At 73.8% G+C, this 15,881-nt stretch carries 13 protein-coding genes; 9 read left to right on the plus strand and 4 right to left on the minus strand.

The window, feature by feature from the left end; translation table 11 throughout:
* Positions 1-11: 11 nt before the first annotated feature.
* From HNR70_RS11460 to HNR70_RS11485, 6 genes are read left to right on the plus strand one after another with little or no spacing between them, the layout of a single operon-like run.
* Positions 12-1,163, plus strand: coding sequence for an SPFH domain-containing protein (locus tag HNR70_RS11460; protein WP_184325781.1), 1,152 nt, complete (start codon positions 12-14; stop codon positions 1,161-1,163).
* Positions 1,160-1,651: a hypothetical protein gene (locus HNR70_RS11465; RefSeq protein ID WP_184325782.1), complete on the plus strand. Its 492-nt coding sequence runs from the start codon at positions 1,160-1,162 to the stop codon at positions 1,649-1,651. The genes HNR70_RS11460 and HNR70_RS11465 overlap by 4 nt, the downstream gene beginning before the upstream one ends.
* A 4-nt stretch (positions 1,652-1,655) precedes the next feature.
* Positions 1,656-2,156 carry a hypothetical protein gene (locus HNR70_RS11470; RefSeq protein ID WP_184325783.1) on the plus strand — a complete coding sequence of 167 codons (501 nt, stop codon included), beginning with the start codon at positions 1,656-1,658 and terminating at the stop codon, positions 2,154-2,156.
* Positions 2,157-2,198: 42 nt separating this feature from the next.
* The gene (locus HNR70_RS11475) at positions 2,199-4,892 is read left to right on the plus strand and encodes a PD-(D/E)XK nuclease family protein (RefSeq protein ID WP_184325784.1); all 2,694 of its coding nucleotides are present in this window, start codon (positions 2,199-2,201) and stop codon (positions 4,890-4,892) included.
* Positions 4,889-8,128 (plus strand): UvrD-helicase domain-containing protein, encoded by a 3,240-nt coding sequence (locus tag HNR70_RS11480; RefSeq protein ID WP_184325785.1) that lies wholly within the window; start codon positions 4,889-4,891, stop codon positions 8,126-8,128. Before HNR70_RS11475 ends, HNR70_RS11480 begins: the two co-directional genes overlap by 4 nt.
* A complete protein-coding gene (locus HNR70_RS11485; RefSeq protein ID WP_376768823.1) occupies positions 8,121-8,765 on the plus strand; it encodes a nucleoside/nucleotide kinase family protein in 645 nt (214 codons plus the stop codon). The genes HNR70_RS11480 and HNR70_RS11485 overlap by 8 nt, the downstream gene beginning before the upstream one ends.
* A 16-nt stretch (positions 8,766-8,781) precedes the next feature.
* Here HNR70_RS11485 and HNR70_RS11490 read toward each other — a convergent pair whose 3' ends face one another.
* Both HNR70_RS11490 and HNR70_RS11495 read right to left on the minus strand, forming a co-directional pair.
* On the minus strand, positions 8,782-9,282 hold the full coding sequence (locus HNR70_RS11490; protein ID WP_184325786.1) for an FBP domain-containing protein: 501 nt from the start codon (positions 9,280-9,282) through the stop codon (positions 8,782-8,784).
* 193 nt (positions 9,283-9,475) lie between these two features.
* Positions 9,476-10,363: an aldo/keto reductase gene (locus HNR70_RS11495; RefSeq protein ID WP_184325787.1), complete on the minus strand. Its 888-nt coding sequence runs from the start codon at positions 10,361-10,363 to the stop codon at positions 9,476-9,478.
* A gap of 109 nt (positions 10,364-10,472) precedes the next feature.
* Between HNR70_RS11495 and HNR70_RS11500 the strand changes: the two genes are divergently transcribed.
* Complete coding sequence (locus HNR70_RS11500) at positions 10,473-11,774, plus strand: S8 family serine peptidase (protein WP_184325788.1); 1,302 nt, start codon at positions 10,473-10,475, stop codon at positions 11,772-11,774.
* Positions 11,774-12,007: a hypothetical protein gene (locus HNR70_RS11505; RefSeq protein WP_184325789.1), complete on the plus strand. Its 234-nt coding sequence runs from the start codon at positions 11,774-11,776 to the stop codon at positions 12,005-12,007. The genes HNR70_RS11500 and HNR70_RS11505 overlap by 1 nt, the downstream gene beginning before the upstream one ends.
* Before the next feature lie 18 nt (positions 12,008-12,025).
* On the opposite strand, the gene HNR70_RS11510 is transcribed toward HNR70_RS11505, so the two are convergent.
* Positions 12,026-12,595: a helix-turn-helix domain-containing protein gene (locus HNR70_RS11510; protein ID WP_246375206.1), complete on the minus strand. Its 570-nt coding sequence runs from the start codon at positions 12,593-12,595 to the stop codon at positions 12,026-12,028.
* Positions 12,596-12,738: 143 nt separating this feature from the next.
* Here HNR70_RS11510 and HNR70_RS11515 point away from each other — a divergent pair, with 143 nt between their 5' ends.
* Positions 12,739-14,001, plus strand: coding sequence for an MFS transporter (locus HNR70_RS11515; RefSeq protein ID WP_184325790.1), 1,263 nt, complete (start codon positions 12,739-12,741; stop codon positions 13,999-14,001).
* 111 nt (positions 14,002-14,112) lie between these two features.
* Here HNR70_RS11515 and HNR70_RS11520 read toward each other — a convergent pair whose 3' ends face one another.
* The gene (locus tag HNR70_RS11520; RefSeq protein ID WP_184325791.1) at positions 14,113-15,864 is read right to left on the minus strand and encodes a glycoside hydrolase family 3 protein; all 1,752 of its coding nucleotides are present in this window, start codon (positions 15,862-15,864) and stop codon (positions 14,113-14,115) included.
* Between the last annotated feature and the right edge of the window lie 17 nt (positions 15,865-15,881).

Below are 15,881 nucleotides of genomic sequence, written 5' to 3' on the forward strand. Positions count from 1 at the left end.
GGGGGACCACCGTGGAAGGACTGATCGTCGTCGCGGTCGTCGTCATCGGCCTCGTCATCGTCCTGGCCATCGTGGCCGCACTGCTGTTCGGAGGACTGCGCACCTCGCTCATGTTCACCGTCCACACCCAGGAGGCGGTGATCGTCGAGCGGTTCGGGAAGTTCAAGCGGGTCGCGCACGCGGGTCTGAACTTCAAGACCCCGTTCATCGACAACATCACCCGCCCCGTGTCGCTGCGCGTCCAGCAGCTCGAGGTGAACATCGAGTCCAAGACCAAGGACAACGTGTTCGTCACCGTGCCCGTCGCGGTGCAGTACCAGATCCAGCAGGACCAGGTCGTCGCGGCCTACTACGAGCTGTCCAACCCCGAGGCGCAGATCCGCTCCTACGTCTTCGACACCGTCCGCTCCGCCCTGTCGGGCCTCGAGCTGGACGCGGCCTTCGAGTCCAAGGACGACATCGCCCGCAGCGTCGAGCAGACCCTGTCCGCCTCGATGCAGAAGTTCGGCTTCAACATCATCAACACCCTGGTCCAGGACATCTCCCCGGACCAGCGGGTGCGCGACTCGATGAACTCCATCAACGCCGCCCAGCGCGACCGGGTCGCCGCCCAGTCCCTCGCCGAGGCGGACAAGATCAAGCGCGTCACCCAGGCGGAGGCCGAGGCCGAGTCCAAGCGCCTCCAGGGTGAGGGCGTCGCCGCGCAGCGCAAGGCGATCGCGCTGGGCATCGCGGAGCAGTACGAGATGCTGCGCAAGGTCGGCATCGAGAACTCCGCCGAGCAGCTGCTGCTGATGACCCAGTACTTCGACACCCTGCAGGACGTGGCCCGCAACGGCCGCTCCAACGTGCTCTACCTGCCCAGCAACCCCGGTGCCGTCGGGTCGATGGGCGACGAGATCCGCTCGGCCATGCTGCAGGCGCAGGCCGCACACCAGGCCGACGCCGATGCGGACGTCGACGAGGCCGCGCACAGGCAGCGCATCTCGGCCGAGCAGCTGCGCGCCCAGGAGGAGCAGCGCCGCGAGCGGGCCCGCCAGCAGGCCGAGCAGCGCGCCCGCGACGCGCAGAGGCAGCAGGCGCAGGCCCAGCAGCCCCCGGCCGGCTACCCCGGCGGCTCCGTGCCGCCGTGGGCGCACCCGGGCAGCGCGAACCAGGGGTGAGACGCACCGGGATCCTCTCCCTCATCGCCGCGGTCGCGGGGTCGATGCTTCTGCTCGCCCTCGCGGCCGCGGCGCTCGTCGGGGTGTTCACCGCCTTCCTCGGCGTCGGCGAGGTGCTCACCCCCACCGACGGCGGCCACGAGCGGGTGCAGTCCTGGAGCCGGGTCCTCGTGATCACGCTCGTGGGCTGCGGGGCGCTCGCGCTGCTCAGCGTCGTGCTGGACGCGGTGCTGACGGTGCTGGGGCTCCTGGGCGTGCGACGGGCCGACGGACGGACCACGCACATCCTCAACCTCGTCGCCGCCGGGGTGTGCACGCTCGTGCCGCTGCTGCTGCTCGGCGCGTTCTGGGCCGCCGGCGCCGCGGACCTCGACCAGGCGCAGATGCTCGCGGGATGGATGCTCGCCGGGATGCTGCTGGTGCTCGCGCCCTGGGCGCGGATCGGCCAGCTGATCGGCGGGATCCTCGCGCTGGTCGCTCTACGATAGGGCCATGCAGCGGGACCCGCGGCGGGACGGGATGTGGGCGGCGGTCGACGCCGGCGTGTGGCTGGTCGCGGCCGGGCTCCTGGCCGTCGCCGCGATGGTGGGGCTCGTCTGGGTGGTCACCCTGGTGCCGGACCTCATGAGCTTCGGCGAGGAGCAGCCGAAGGACCTGCAGCCCTGGCTCACCCTGATGCTGGTCCCCGCTGGGATCGCGGCACTGCTGTTTCTGGTGGTGCTCGCGCTCGACGCCGTGCTGGTGGTGCGCAGCATCGCCCGGCTCTCCGCCCCGGAGGGCAGGATCGGCACCGCCTGGGTCACCCCGTCGCTGTGCCTGGCCTCCGTGGGCCTTTCCCTCATGGCCCTGCTGGTGCTGCCCGTCTCCTCCCTGCTCGAGGACCTCCCGGACATCGTCACGCAGGGCTTCGGCAGCGTCGCCGGGCTCGTGGTGCCCGTCCGGATCGGCCAGCTGGTGATGGGGGTCCTCGAGGCACGGCGCGCGCGGGCCTGAATGCCCGCTCCGACTGTCGCACCCGGCCCCTATCGTGGGGCCATGCGCATCGACTTCGGCTGGTCCCTCGACGGCGCCGCCTGGGCCGACGGGACGGGAGCGGCCGGCGCCGCCCGCCTCGGCCCGCGCGGCCTCACCCAGCTGCTGCAGAACCGGCTGGGCCTGACCCGGCCCGCGGTGGCGCCGGCGGTGCGGGTGGCGCAGTACCTGCGCCTGCTCGAGGAGCACCTCGCCGAGGTGCCGGACGCCTGGCCCGCCCGCTCCTTCGCCGTGGACCCGTGGAGCACCGCGGCACAGCTGCTGCGCTGGCGCGACGAGGCGCTCGCGACCGGCTGGCGGTCGACGGGCGGACATCTCCCGGAGCGGCTCGAGATCGTGCGCGACCTGGAGCGCCGCGCGGTGAGCGGTGGTGCCGGAGCTCTCGCGCCGTCGGCCGCCGACGACCTGCGCGAGATTCTCGACCTGCTAGAGGGGGAGGCGGCCGGCTGGCCGCTCGGGATCGCGGAGATCACCTGCGCGGAGGAGCGCGAGGCGCTGCCGGGGATGTGGCCGCAGGTGCTCACGCTGCTGGAGCGCGGCGGGGTGCGGGTCACGCACGCGTCGGCCGACGGGGACGGGGCGCCGGAGCTGACGATGGTCGAGGCACTGGACGAATGGACGGCGGCCGACGTCGCCGCCCGGTTCCTCGCCGCCTCGCCCGCAGACGGCCTCACCGTGCTCGCCGCCGCGGACACCGACGTGCTGGACCGGGCGCTGCACCGGCGAGGCCTGCCAGCGCTCGGCGTGGTCGGCGCCTCCCGCGACCGCGCCCACCACCAGGTGCTCGGCCTGTTCCTCGACGTCGCGACCGCGCCCGTGGACGTCCACCAGCTGGCTGCGCTGCTGGACCTGCGGGTCCTGCCGGGGGCCGACGGGGAGGCCGAGCCCGTGGGTCTGGTCCCCGCGCTCGCCCGGCGCGAGCTGCTCGGCGCGCTCTCGGCCGAGCCCGGCGTGGGCGGGCCCACCTGGCAGCGGGCGCTGGCGCGGATCCAGGAGTCCGGGCACGAGCGTGCCCTCGAGGTCGCGCGCGTGATCGACCGCCTGGTGGGCGACCCGCTGCCGGCCGACGACCTGCGACCGGGCGCCCTGGTCTCCCGGCTGGACGACCTCGCGGCGCGACTGCGGGCCGTGGCCCGCGGCGAGGGGGACCTGCTGGCGAGCCTCACCCAGGTGCAGGTCGCGCAGGAGGTGCTCGGGATGCTCGACCCCGGCGTGCCGCTCGGCCGGCGCACCCTCCAGCAGATCATCGACAGCTGCGGCGGCTCCGGTCCCTCGCCCCGTGCGGTGCGGGAGGTGTCTCCCTGGCAGGTGACCACCTCCCCCGCGCAGGTCCGCAGCAACGGCGGGACCGTGCTGTGGTGGGGTCCGTCGGCCGACGACGCCCCGCGCCCCCAGCGCTGGGACCCCGCCGAGACCGCCGCGCTCGAGGCCGGAGGCGGGCGGGTGCCCTCCCCCACCGCGCTCGCCGCACTCGAGGTCGACGCGGCGCTGCGCGGGCTGCGACGCGCGGGCGAGGTCATCGCCGTGCTGCCCGGGCGGCGGCTCGAGAAGACGCCCGGCCCCTCCGGGCTGCTGGCCCACCTGGGCGAGGGCACCAGGGTGCGGCCCGAGGCGCTCGTGGACGGCGGCACGTGGTCCCTCGCCGGGCGGTCGCTGCCGGTGACGATCCCGGCGGAGGAGCCGGAGCGCCCCGCGCCGCCGCTCGAGCACCGCATCGCCCCGGTCCCGCACCTGCTGCCGCAGCGGCTCTCCTACACGCAGATCGCCTCGCTGCTGGCCTGCCCGCACCACTGGGCGCTCGAGTACGCCCTCGGCGTGCGGCCCGCCGAGGTCGCGGCGCTGCCCACGGGCGCGCGGATGATCGGCACCCTCGTCCACGCCGTGGTCGAGACCCTCGTGACCGAACGGCACGACCCGGAGCTCGGCGGGATGCCGCTCGTGGCACCGTCGGCCGAGGAGATCCGGCAGGTGGTGGACCGGCTCGTCCCGCAGCTGGCCTCCGAGCTGGACCTGCCCGGCCGCGCCGCCGCCCGGGCGGACGTCGCCGACCGGGCCGTGCGGGCGCTGGAGGCTCTGTTCCGCGGGGTCGCGGGCGCCGGGCTGCGGATCACGGGGACCGAGGTCGGGTTCGAGCTTCCGCTCACGTTGGAGCTCGCCGGCGGGTCCAGGACCATCAGCTTCCGCGGCAGCCGGGACCTCGACGCCGTCGCCGCCGACGGGCGCCGCACCGTGCTGGACCTCAAGTGGTCCCGCAGCCGCACCCGCTACGGCGACCTGTTCGACACCTCCGAGGCGATCCAGCTCGCCTCCTACGCCTGGACCCTCGCCGAGGAGCATCCCGGCGAGCCGACCGCGGACGTCGGCTACTTCCTGCTGCGCAGCGGCGAGTTCGTCTCCGCCGACCCGGCGCTCGATCCGCACCGCCGTGAGCCCATGGACGTGCAGAACGCCTGGTCGCGGATGATCCAGGGCGTCACCACCGTGCTCGACGAGGTCGCCGAGGGGCGGATCCGCTGCGGCTGCCTCGAGACGCAGCAGAGGGCCGGGCTCGACGGCAGCGAGGGCTGGCAGAAGCGCTCCACCTCGCTCGCGAAGGCCCGAGCCGCCGTGCGCGAGGCGGGCGGACTGCTAGTCGAGGACCACTGCGCCACCAGCGACCACGCCCACCTGTGCGGCACGACGGGAGCACTTCGATGAGCACGTTCACCCTGATCAACGCCTCCGCCGGGTCCGGGAAGACCTACACCCTCACCCGCGAGATCGCGCAGCGGGTCGCGGAGGGGCTGGACCCCTCGCAGCTGATCGCCACCACCTTCACCGTCAAGGCCGCCGCCGAGCTGCGCGACCGGGTGCGCCGCACCCTGCTCGAGGGCGGCCAGCTCGACGCCGCCCGCGGCGTGGACAGCGCCCTGATCAGCACCGTCAACTCGGTCTCCGGGGAGCTGCTGCGCGAGTTCGCGCTGGACGCCGGGATCTCCCCCGACGTGCAGGTCCTCGACGAGGACCGGCAGAAGGACGCCTTCCGCGCCGCGATCGACGAGACCGCCGCAGCCGCCGGGACCCGCGCCGCGGACCTGCTGGCCCGCACCGAGCATGACGGCGAGGAGGAGCCCGACCTGCCCTACGGCGCCTCCCCGTCCTGGCGGGCGCACGTGCGGGCGCTCGCCTCCCGCGCCCGCACCAACCTCCTCGGCGCGGACGCGCTGCGGGATGCGATCGAGCCGTCATTCGCCGAGTACGCCGCGGCGGCGCTGCCCGCGTCGGAGGCGGAGGACCGTCGGCCGGCCTGGCGCGACGGGATCGCGAGCGCGATCGAGGCCCTGTGGGCGGACGTGCGCAGCTCCGAGGCCGGGGACGGGCCCTTCACCGTGGCGGGCGCCGGGACCGTGCGCAAGCACCTCTCGACCCTCGAGGCCGTGCTGCGCAGCGTGAGCGACCCGGACCGGGCGCCGTGGAGCGCCTGGGCGCGGATCGCGAAGGTCGCCGAGCCCCGGGACAAGGGCTACGCGTACGTCAAGAACGTCGACGCGGCGCTGCTCGGCATCGCCAGGACGATCCTCGAGGAGCTGCCCGCGAACCCCGCCCTGCACCGCGACATCCACGACCTCGTCGCGCTCGTGATGGGCACCGCCGCCGAGTCCCTCGAGGCGTACCAGACCTTCAAGGACGAGCTGGGGCTGATCGACTTCATCGACCAGGAGGTGCGCACCCTCGAGCTGCTGCGCAGCAGCGACCGGGCCCGCGAGGTGATCCGCTCCCGCTTCCGCCTGCTCGCGGTGGACGAGTTCCAGGACACCTCCCCCGTCCAGCTCGCCCTGTTCCTCGAGCTGTCCTCGCTGGTGGAGCACACGATCTGGGTGGGCGACCCGAAGCAGGCGATCTACGGCTTCCGCGACGCGGACCCGCAGCTCATGCTCGAGATCATCGCCCGGATCGAGGCGGGCGCCGCGGAGCTCGGCGCCGCCGAGGTGAAGGACCTGGCGCACTCCTGGCGCTCCCAGGAGCAGGTGCTGTCCCTGGTCGACGCCGTGTTCCCGCGCGTCTTCCCCGACCTGCCGCGCGAGCGCGTGGTCACCACGGCCGCGCCGGGCGCGATCGCACGTCGAGCGGCCGACGGGCACCGCCCGGGCCGGCTCGAGGCGTGGACCCCGTCCGTCCCGAAGTCGCTCACCTACGGGCAGCACGCGACCGCGATCGCCGACGGGATCCTCACCCTGCTCACCGAGGAGGGCGCCTCCCCCGCCGAGATCGCGGTGCTCGTGCGCTCGAACTGCCGCGCCGAGGACGTGATCGCGGCCCTGACCGCCCGCGGCATCCCCGCCTCCGGCGAGGGCGCGCCGCTGCTCGCCACCCGCGAGGGACGCCTGGTCCGGGCCGCGCTCGCGGTCACCTTGGACCTCTCCGACACCCTCGCCCTCACCGAGCTCGTGGACCTGCTCCCGGACCATCCCGCGCACGGGACCTGGTTCGCGGACCTCGCCGCGCAGAGCGACCGCACCGCACGCACCGAGCTGTTCGCGAGCTGGTGGCGGGCACCGGTGCTCGACGGGCTGCGCGCCCTGCGCGAGGGCGCGATCTCCCTGACCCCCGTCGAGATGATCACCGCCGTGATCGATGCGCTGGACCTGCCCGAGCGGCTGCGGTCCTGGTCCTGTCCCGATCAGCGCCTGCGCACCCTGGACGCGCTGCGTGCCGTCGCCGCCGAGTACGCCGAGCAGGCCCGGGCCACCTCCTCCCCCATCACACTGACCGGTCTGCGGATCGCCCTGGACGCGGTGGACCGCGGCCCCGACCTCACCGGCACCCCGGACACCGTGTGGGTGGGCACGATCCACGGCGCCAAGGGCCTGGAATGGCCGCACGTCGTGGTCATGCTCGACCACAGCCCGACCGTACGCGCGCAGACCTCGGGCGCGTTCGTGGTGCCGGCGGAGACCCTCGACGTCTCTGCCCCGCTCGCAGGCCGCTCGCCCCGGTACTGGCCGGAGGTGCTGCCCCGCTTCGGCCCGCTGCAGGAGGGGCTCGAGGCGTCCGCCCATGCCCAGCGTCGGGCCCGCTCCGAGCGCGAGGAGTCCGGGCGCCTGCAGTACGTGGCGCTCACCCGCGCGGCCGACGTCACCGTGCTCAGCGGCCCCGGCACGGCGCCAGTGCTCGACCTGCTCGTCCCCGGCGAGGAGCCGCTGCTGTCATGGTCCGCGGGGGCCGACGGGATCGCCGTGCGCGGGGAGGCGTCGCTGCCGGCCGTGATGCGATCTCCCGCAGGGGTGCTCGAGGACGGGCCGGCGGGGTTCTCCGCGCGTCGGACGCCGCTCGCCGCGACGGATCTGACCGGACCGCGGGTCGAGACGGAGCAGGTGAGGGCCCGTTTCCAGGCGTCAGGGGTGGCGTCGGCGGAGGATCTCGGCACGGTGCACGCGCCGCGCACGATCGGGCGGCGGCTCGTCACGAACGGCGGGCCGCAGTGGGAGCGGGTCGGCGAGGCGATCCACGCCTATCTCGCGCTGCCGCTCGCGCACCTGAGCGAGGCGCAGAAGGCGTCGGCCGCGCAGCGGCTCGTGGAGCGCTGGGCCGTGACCCGCGCCGTCGGCTCCGAGATGCTGCAGGAGGCCGGACAGGCGTGGGCGTCGTTCGTCGCGGACGAGTTCCCCGGGGCGGAGGAGCTCACCGAGCAGCCGATCTCCTGGTGGAACGAGGAGGATCAGGTGATGGAGGGGTGGATCGACACCCTGCTGCGCCTGCCCTCCGGTGAGATCGTGCTCGTGGACCACAAGACCTACCCCGGCGATCACCCGGTCGAGCACGTGCGCGAGAAGTACCTCGGGCAGCTGACCACGTACTCCCGCGCCCTCGCGGCGAGCGGCATAGCGCCCTCACAGGTGCTCATCCACCTGCCGCTGCGCGGCGAGGTGCTCGAGGTGAGCCTTCGTGGATGAGATCACGGCCGAGGGGGCGGTCGAGCGTGCGCTCGCGCTCCTGGACGAGGCCCGACGGACCGGCACCCGGCGACTGTTCGGGATCGCGGGCGCGCCGGGGGCGGGGAAGTCGACGCTGACGGCGCTGCTCGCGGAGCGGCTGCCGGCGGGGTCGTGCGCGGTGGTGCCGATGGACGGTTTCCATCTCGCCGACGTGGCGCTCGAGAGGCTTGGTCGCTCAGCGCGGAAGGGCGCGGCCGACACCTTCGACGCGGGAGGGTACGTGGCGCTGCTGCAGCGCCTGCGCACCCAGCTGCCCGGGGATGAGCCGGTGTGGGCGCCGATGTTCGAGCGGGACCTCGAGCAGCCCCTCGCAGGCGCGATCGAGGTGCGCGCCGACGTGCCGCTCGTGGTGACCGAGGGGAACTACCTACTGCTCGACGAGGGACCGTTCGCGCAGGTGAGCGGCCTGCTGGATGCGCGCTGGTTCGTCGAGGCACCGGAGGAGCTGCGCCACGAGTGGCTCATCGCCCGGCACGAGCGGTTCGGGAAGAACCCGGAGAAGGCACGGGAGTGGGCGCTCGGGCCGGACGAGGACAACGCCCGCCTGATCGCGGGAACCCGCGACCGGGCGGACGTCGTGGTCCGGATGAGCTGAGCCTGCTCCTGAGCGGTCAGCTACGGGCGAGGACAGAGCGGACGAAGCCGGTGGAGCGCTCGCGCAGCCCCTGGATCTTCTGCTCGCGGTGGTAGGCGAGCAGGGCCGGGTCCTCGGTGCGCAGCTCGAAGGAGGACGGCTCCCGTCGTACGTTGCGCGAGCAGCGGAAGTCCGCGCAGATGGCCGTGCCGACGGTGTTGCCGCGTCGGCCGGACTCGCCCGCGAGCGGCGCGACGAACGACGCGGCGTGCACACCGTCGATGATGTCCTCGCACCACGCGCACAGCAGCTTCTTCGCGGGCGGGTTCTCCGGGCCGCGCAGGAGCAGCACGGCGGGCTCGCCGTCCAGGTCGAGAGCGACGTAGTACTGGCGGGGCCGCTTGGGGTCCTGCCAGCCGAGGTAGTCGAGCGCGTCGAAGTCGACGGCCGCGAGGTCGGGCAGGGCGGCGCGCTTCGCCTCGCCCTTGGAGGCGTTGACGAAGGCGTCGCGGAGCTGGGATTCGGTGAAGGAGAGCATGGGGGTGTCCTGGTGATGATCGAGAGAGGGTGCGGAACCGGCGGGCGCCCGGGCGCCCCCGTTCACACCGAGCAGGCCCGGTGGGCCGCCCCGCTCCCTGCACGCTCGTCGCGCATGCTCATCTCCTGGTTCGTCGTGGACCGGGCCACGCTACGCCGGGTGGACGATGCCGGCAAAGGAATTGCTCCGCGCCTCACTCGATGATCGCGTCGAGCTCCGCCTTCTCCTCGGCGGTGAGCTGCAGGCTCATCGCCTTCGCGGAGTCGGTGATCGAGGTGGGCCGGCTCGCTCCCGGGATCGGGATGACGTGCTCGCCGAGGGACAGCTCCCAGGCCAGCACGACCTGCTGGGGGCTGACGCCGTGCGCGTCGGAGATGCGGCGGACCTGCGGGAACCGGTCGCGCAGGCCGCGCACCCCGCCGCCCACTCCGCCGAGCGGCGAGAAAGGCACGAAGGCGATGCCGTGCTCGCCGCAGTGGCGCAGCTCCTCGCGGCTGTCATGGAAGTAGGTGGGCGAGAACTGGTTCTGCACCGCGGCGAGACCGCCCTCGCCGAGCACCTCCTGCGCCACCGCGATCTCCTCGATGTTCGCGTTGGACACCCCGATCTCGCGGATCAGGCCCTCCTGCTGCAGGGTCGCGAGCGCCTCGACGCCCTCGGCGTAGCGCAGCGACCGGTCCGGGCGGTGCCAGTAGTAGAGGTCCACGCTGTCGCGGTCCAGTGCCGTGAGCGACTTCTCGAGCGCCGAGCGGAGGTAGGTGAGGGAGCCGTCGCGGCCCCACTTCTCCCCCTCGCCGCGGGTGATGCCGCCCTTGGTCGCGACGACCACGCCCGAGGTGTCGCCGTGCCAGGTGCGCAGCGCCTCGGCGACGAGCCGCTCGTTGAAGCCCATGGTGTCCCAGGTGGGGGCGTAGATGTCCGCGGTGTCGAAGAAGGTGATGCCGGCGTCGAGCGCGGCGTGGAAGGTGGCGATCGCCTGCTTCTCGGGCACCGGGGCGGCCTGCGGGAGCGAGACCGGCATGGCGCCGAGGCCGACGGCGGAGACGGTGAGGGAACCGATGCGGCGGGTGGGTGCGCTCATGCCTCGAGGGTAGGACAGGGAGGTGGGTGGCGGCCGGGGCCTCCGCCCCCTTGACGCCGGCCGCGCCCCGGGACACGATCGACGGCACGGAGCCGACGAGGAGGCCCTGATGCTCGAGACCACTCCGTCCATCCGGCCGCAGACCACCGGCCGCCACCTCGTGGTGCTCGCAGAGGGCGCCCCGGAGCAGCAGACCGCGGTGCTGGAGAGCGCAGCGGGGCTCCGTGAGGTGACGCCCTGCCGAGACTACGGCCCCGAACGGGCGGCCGCGACCCGCTACGACACCCTCTTCGACCGGCTCGGCATCGCGGTCGTCGACGCGGATCCCGACCAGGTCACGGCACTGCGCGCCGCCGAGGGTGAAGGCGAGATCGTCGCCGTCGTTCCCGAGCTCATCCACCACGTGCTCGCCGAGCACACGCCCGCCGACTACGTGCGCGGCTACGCCGACGGGGTCGCCGACCTCGCCGCGCGGCTCGGCGTCGAGGCGCCGGAGGAGCCGGGCGAGATCCCGTCGGCCGACCCGCCCTTCGCCGACTCGGACGCCCTCACCTGGGGGCTGCAGGCGATCGGGATCGAGGACGCGGCGGCGACCGGCGCCGGGATCGCGGTCGCGGTGCTCGACACCGGCATGGACCTCGCCCACCCCGACTTCGTCGGCCGTGACATCACCGGCATGTCCTTCGTCGACGGCGAGGAGGTGCAGGACGGGCACGGCCACGGCACCCACTGCATCGGCACCGCGCTCGGCCCCGCCTCCCCCGCCTCCGGGCCGCGCTACGGCGTCGCCCCGGGCGCCGCGATCTTCGCCGGCAAGGTGCTCGGCGACGAGGGCTCCGGCAGCGACGGCGGGATCCTCGCCGGGATCGACTGGGCGATCTCGTCCGGCTGCGCGATCGTGTCGATGTCGCTGGGGGCCGACGTGCCCGAGGTGCACCCGCCCTATGTCACCGCCGGCAGGCGCGCCCTGGACCAGGGCGTGCTGATCATCGCCGCGGCCGGGAACAACGCCTCCCGCAGCGAGGGGGACATGGGCTTCGTGGGCACCCCCGCCAACAGCCCGTCGGTCCTCGCCGTCGCCGCACTCGACCAGCGCCTCGCCATCGCCGACTTCTCCGCCCGCACACTGCCCGCGGTGCACGGCGGACAGGTGGACCTCGCCGCGCCCGGCGTCGACGTGCACTCGGCCTGGCCCATGCCCACACAGCTGCGCACCATCAGCGGCACCTCGATGGCGACCCCGCACGTGGCCGGGCTCGCGGCGCTGTGGGCGGAGCTCACCGGGCTGCGCGGTCGGGAGCTGTGGGCGACCCTCGTCGAGTACGGGACGCGTCTGGAGGTCCCGTCGGTCGATGTCGGTGCCGGGCTCGCGATCGCGCCGGGCCCCTGGGCCGTGCCGGGGAGGGCCTGATGGAGGGCAGGCGTGTGCACATCACGGTCGACGAGAAGCACCGCGAGCACATGAGCGAGGTGGTCACGCATCTCGAGGAGCACGGCTTCGTGGTCGAGCGGGTGATGGTGAGCCTCGGGATGGTCACGGGCACGACAGCAAACACTGCCGTGCTCGGCGAGGTCGAGGGCGTGCAGAGGGTGATGCCGGACCGGGTGGTGACGATCGCGCCGCCCGAGGCGGAGATCCAGTAGACCCCGGCAGCACAGAGCTCAGGCCCGCGGCGGGCGCGGCAGCAGCGCGACCGAGAAGAACACCGCGGCCTGCGCGTCGAGGGCGCGGTAGCGGTACGCCGCGTCGGTGGTGATCCGACCGGACCGGCCGGCCTCGATCACGGTGGTCCCGTCGGCCGAGACGATCTCGAGGGTGCCCTCGATGACGTGGTGGACGATCCCGGGCAGGGGGATGCCGGAGCCGCCCTCGTAGGTGTCCTCGCCGAGGAGCTTCCACTTCCAGGTCTCGACCGAGAGGGTGTCGGTGTCCACGGCGTCCAGCAGCACGCCCCAGGAGCCGGAGTCGGTGGACCAGACCTCCACGCCCTCGGGGGCGTCGCCCTCCCCCACGCCCATGAGCGCGGCGAAGGTGACGCCGAGGCCTTCGGCGATGCGGTCGAGGATCGCGACCGACGGGTTCGCCTGGCCGAGCTCGATCTGGGTGAGCATGCGGCGGGAGACGTCGCTGAGCTCGGCGAGCGCGCCGACGGAGAGGTCCTGCTCCTGTCGGGCGGCGCGGATGCGGCCGCCGAGCCGCTCGACGACCGCCGGGCGCATGCCTCCGCTCATCTGCGGACCTCCTCGGGGATGGGTGCCCGAAGCCTACCCAGCCCCGGGGTGACGGGCACTATATTGCGCAATCACGTCGCTGCGCACTATGTTGCTCATCGGGCGCATCCGCCCCGTCCCTGCACCCCTGAAGGAGGTTCCCCATGGCCGCGCGCTCCGCAGCCCCCACCACGACCCCGGTGACCGGGCCCGCTGCACCGCTGCTGCGCTGGTTCGGCTCCTACGGGACCTTCGCGGTGCCGCAGGCCGCCGCCCCCATCGCGTTCTCCCTCATCGCGCTGCCCCTGACCGGCGATGCCGCGAGCGGCGCGGCGATGATGCTCGGGATGACGATCGCGCAGGTCCTCGGCGCCGTGCCGATCACCCGCCTCGGGCAGCGCTTCGCGCCCGTGCCCTACCTCCGCGTCCTCATCGGACTGCGCACCGCGGCACTGGCGGGGATCGCCGTCCTCGCGGGCCTCGGCGCCCCCTTCGCCCTGGTCATCGCCGGGGCCGCCCTCGCGGGACTGGTCAACGGCGCCGCCTACGGCACGCTGCGCGCGGTGCTGAACCATCTCGTCCCGGCCAGCCGTCTCCCCCGTGCCCTCGGCGTCGCAGCGACCCTGAACGAGGTCACGTTCGTCGCCGCGCCGGTGCTCGCGGCGGTGCTCGGCGGCATCTCCCCGCAGCTCGCCGCGTGGGCGATGGTACTGCTGGGCATGGCGCCGGTGCTGCTGCTGCCGCGGATCCCGCAGGCCGCCGCGCCCGGACCGGAGCAGCGCCGCAGCCGCCTGCGCGTCACCCCGATGATCGCGCTGTGGCTGGTGTGCGGCGGGGCGAGCGCCGCCGCGATCTCGGCGATCGAGATCGGTGCCGTCTCCCTCGCGGTGTCCTTCGGGATGCCCGCCGCGTGGGGCGTGGTGTTCCCCGTCGCGATCTGCACCACCTCGATCCTCGGCGGGATCTGGGTGAGCGTGCACAACCGCGAGCCGCGCCGCCGCACCGTGCTCGCGTGGCTCGGCGTGACGGCGGCGGGCGTCGCGATCGTGGGCTTCGGCCACTCGGTCGCGGCGACGATCATCGGCGCCCTCCTGGTGGGCGCGGTGCTCGCGCCGCTGGCGACCTACTACTCGCTCGTGCTGGACCGGCTCGTCGCCCCCGAGCACCGCGCCGAGGTGTTCGCCCTGCTGCGCACCGCGAACGCGCTCGGCATCATCACCTCCAGCGCCCTGATCTCGCTGGTGTCCCTGCAGGCCACCTACGCGGTCGTGATCACCGTGATGGCCGCGGTGCTGGTGGTGACCGGGAGCGTGTTCACCAGCGGCTGGGTGACGGTGCGGCGTCGGCGTCTGGCACGAGAGGCCGCGGAGGCGCGGGCGCACGGGGCCGAGGCGGAGGCGCACTCGCACACGCCGTCCCTGCGCTGAGGAGGCGCCTGCACAATGGGGCGTCCTGGCGCACGCGCTGACGATATTCGTCGCAGCGTGCTCCAGGACGCCCCTTTGTGCAGATGACCGCTGTGCAGACGCTCCCGGGACTCAGCCCAGCCCGTGCCCGATCGGGTACGCCTCGCCGGTCCCGTCGGCATGCGGGACCGGGACGGGCAGGGTGCCGCGGGCCTTCACGGTCCCAGCGAGCACCCCGGCGATCGCGCGCAGGCTCGCATCGGCGTTGCCGTAGGCGGCGAGCGACGCCGCGACCGGGCCCACATGGACCACGTCGTAGGGGTTGCGCAGCGAGGCGTGGACAACCGGGGTGCCGGTCCCGGCCACGGCCTTCACCACCGCCGACTCCGCCGCAGGGGTCACGAAGCCCGACGAGGACGTGAACACCAGCGCCGCATCATGGTCCGCGGCGGCGGTCGCGGCCTGGGCGGCGGTGGCACCGACGAGGCCGGTGGCCTGGAAGCCGAGCGCGTTCAGCTCCGCGACGGCGGCGTCGATCTTCGCCGCGGTGCCGACGCCCGTCACCAGCACCCGCGACCCCTTGCGCACCGGCAGCGCCCCGCGCTCGGCAGTGATGACGGTGATCGAGTCCTCGGCGATGGCGCGGGCGGTCTTCACCGACTTCGCGGTGCCGATCGTCGACTCCGCCCCCGCGGCGTCGACGTGGACCTGGTCGAACAACCCGCGGCGCTGCTTCTGGGCGAGGATGCGGCGCACGGACTCATCCAGCCGCTCCTCGGTGATCTCGCCGCTCGCGACCGCGTCGCGCACGCCGCCGATCGCGACCACGAGGTCCGGCGGCATGAGCATCTGGTCGGCACCGGCGAGGATCGCCTCGACCGGGACACGGTCGTCGCCGAACATGGTGCGCACGCCCTCCATGGCCAGCGAGTCCGTGACGATCACGCCCTCGTAGCCGAGCTCCTCGCGCAGCAGACCGGTGAGGATCGGGTGGGAGAGGGTGGCGGGGCGGCCGGAGTCGTCCAGCGCCGGCACCACGATGTGCGCGGTCATGATCGCGTCCACGCCCTCCTCGATCGCGGCGACGAAGGGCGGCAGGTCCAGGGTGTCGATCTCCTCGCGGGTGTGGTCGATGATCGGCAGGCCGTAGTGGGAGTCGGTCGCGGTGTCGCCGTGGCCGGGGAAGTGCTTCGCCGCGGCGGAGCAGTTCGCACCCTGCTGGCCGCGGATCTGCATGGCGACGAGCTCCGCGACGGCCTGCGCATCTGCGCCGAGGGAGCGCACGCCGATCACGGGGTTCTGCGCCTCGACGTTGACGTCCGCGACCGGGGAGAAGGACTGGTGCAGGCCCGCGGCCCGCATCTCCAGGCCCACCACCTCCCCGGCCTTGCGGGCGTGAGCCTTGGAGCCGGTGGCGCCGAGGGCCATCTGCCCGGGCAGCGGGGTGGCCGGGGCGGGAAGGCGGTAGACGACGCCGCGCTCCTCGTCGGCACTGATCACGAGCGGGATCCCACCGGACTCGAGGGCGGCGTCCTGGGCGTCGTTGGAGAGGGTGGCGATCTGCTCGATGCTCTGGAGGTTCTCGCTCCACACGAAGTAGATCAGGCCGCCCACGTGGTGGGTGCGGACGATGTCCGCGATGGTGGCGACGCCGGTGGTCGCCGTGTTGGAGGCGTGGGCCTGGTCGGCGCGGGAGCCGTAGCCGACGGCGACGAAGAGCTGACCGATCTTCTGCTCGATGCTCATCCCGGCGAGGATCTCCTCGATCCGGTCCTTCGTCCCACCTCCCTTCTTCGCGGGGGCGGCCTGGGCGGCGGGGATTGTGGCGAGGGCACCGGTGCCGGCGAGGGCGGCGGCGGTGAAGGCGCGGCGGGTGAGGGTCATGGCAGAGCTCCGTTGCT

Source organism: Brachybacterium aquaticum (assembly GCF_014204755.1).
GTDB classification, from domain to species: Bacteria; Actinomycetota; Actinomycetes; order Actinomycetales; family Dermabacteraceae; genus Brachybacterium; species Brachybacterium aquaticum.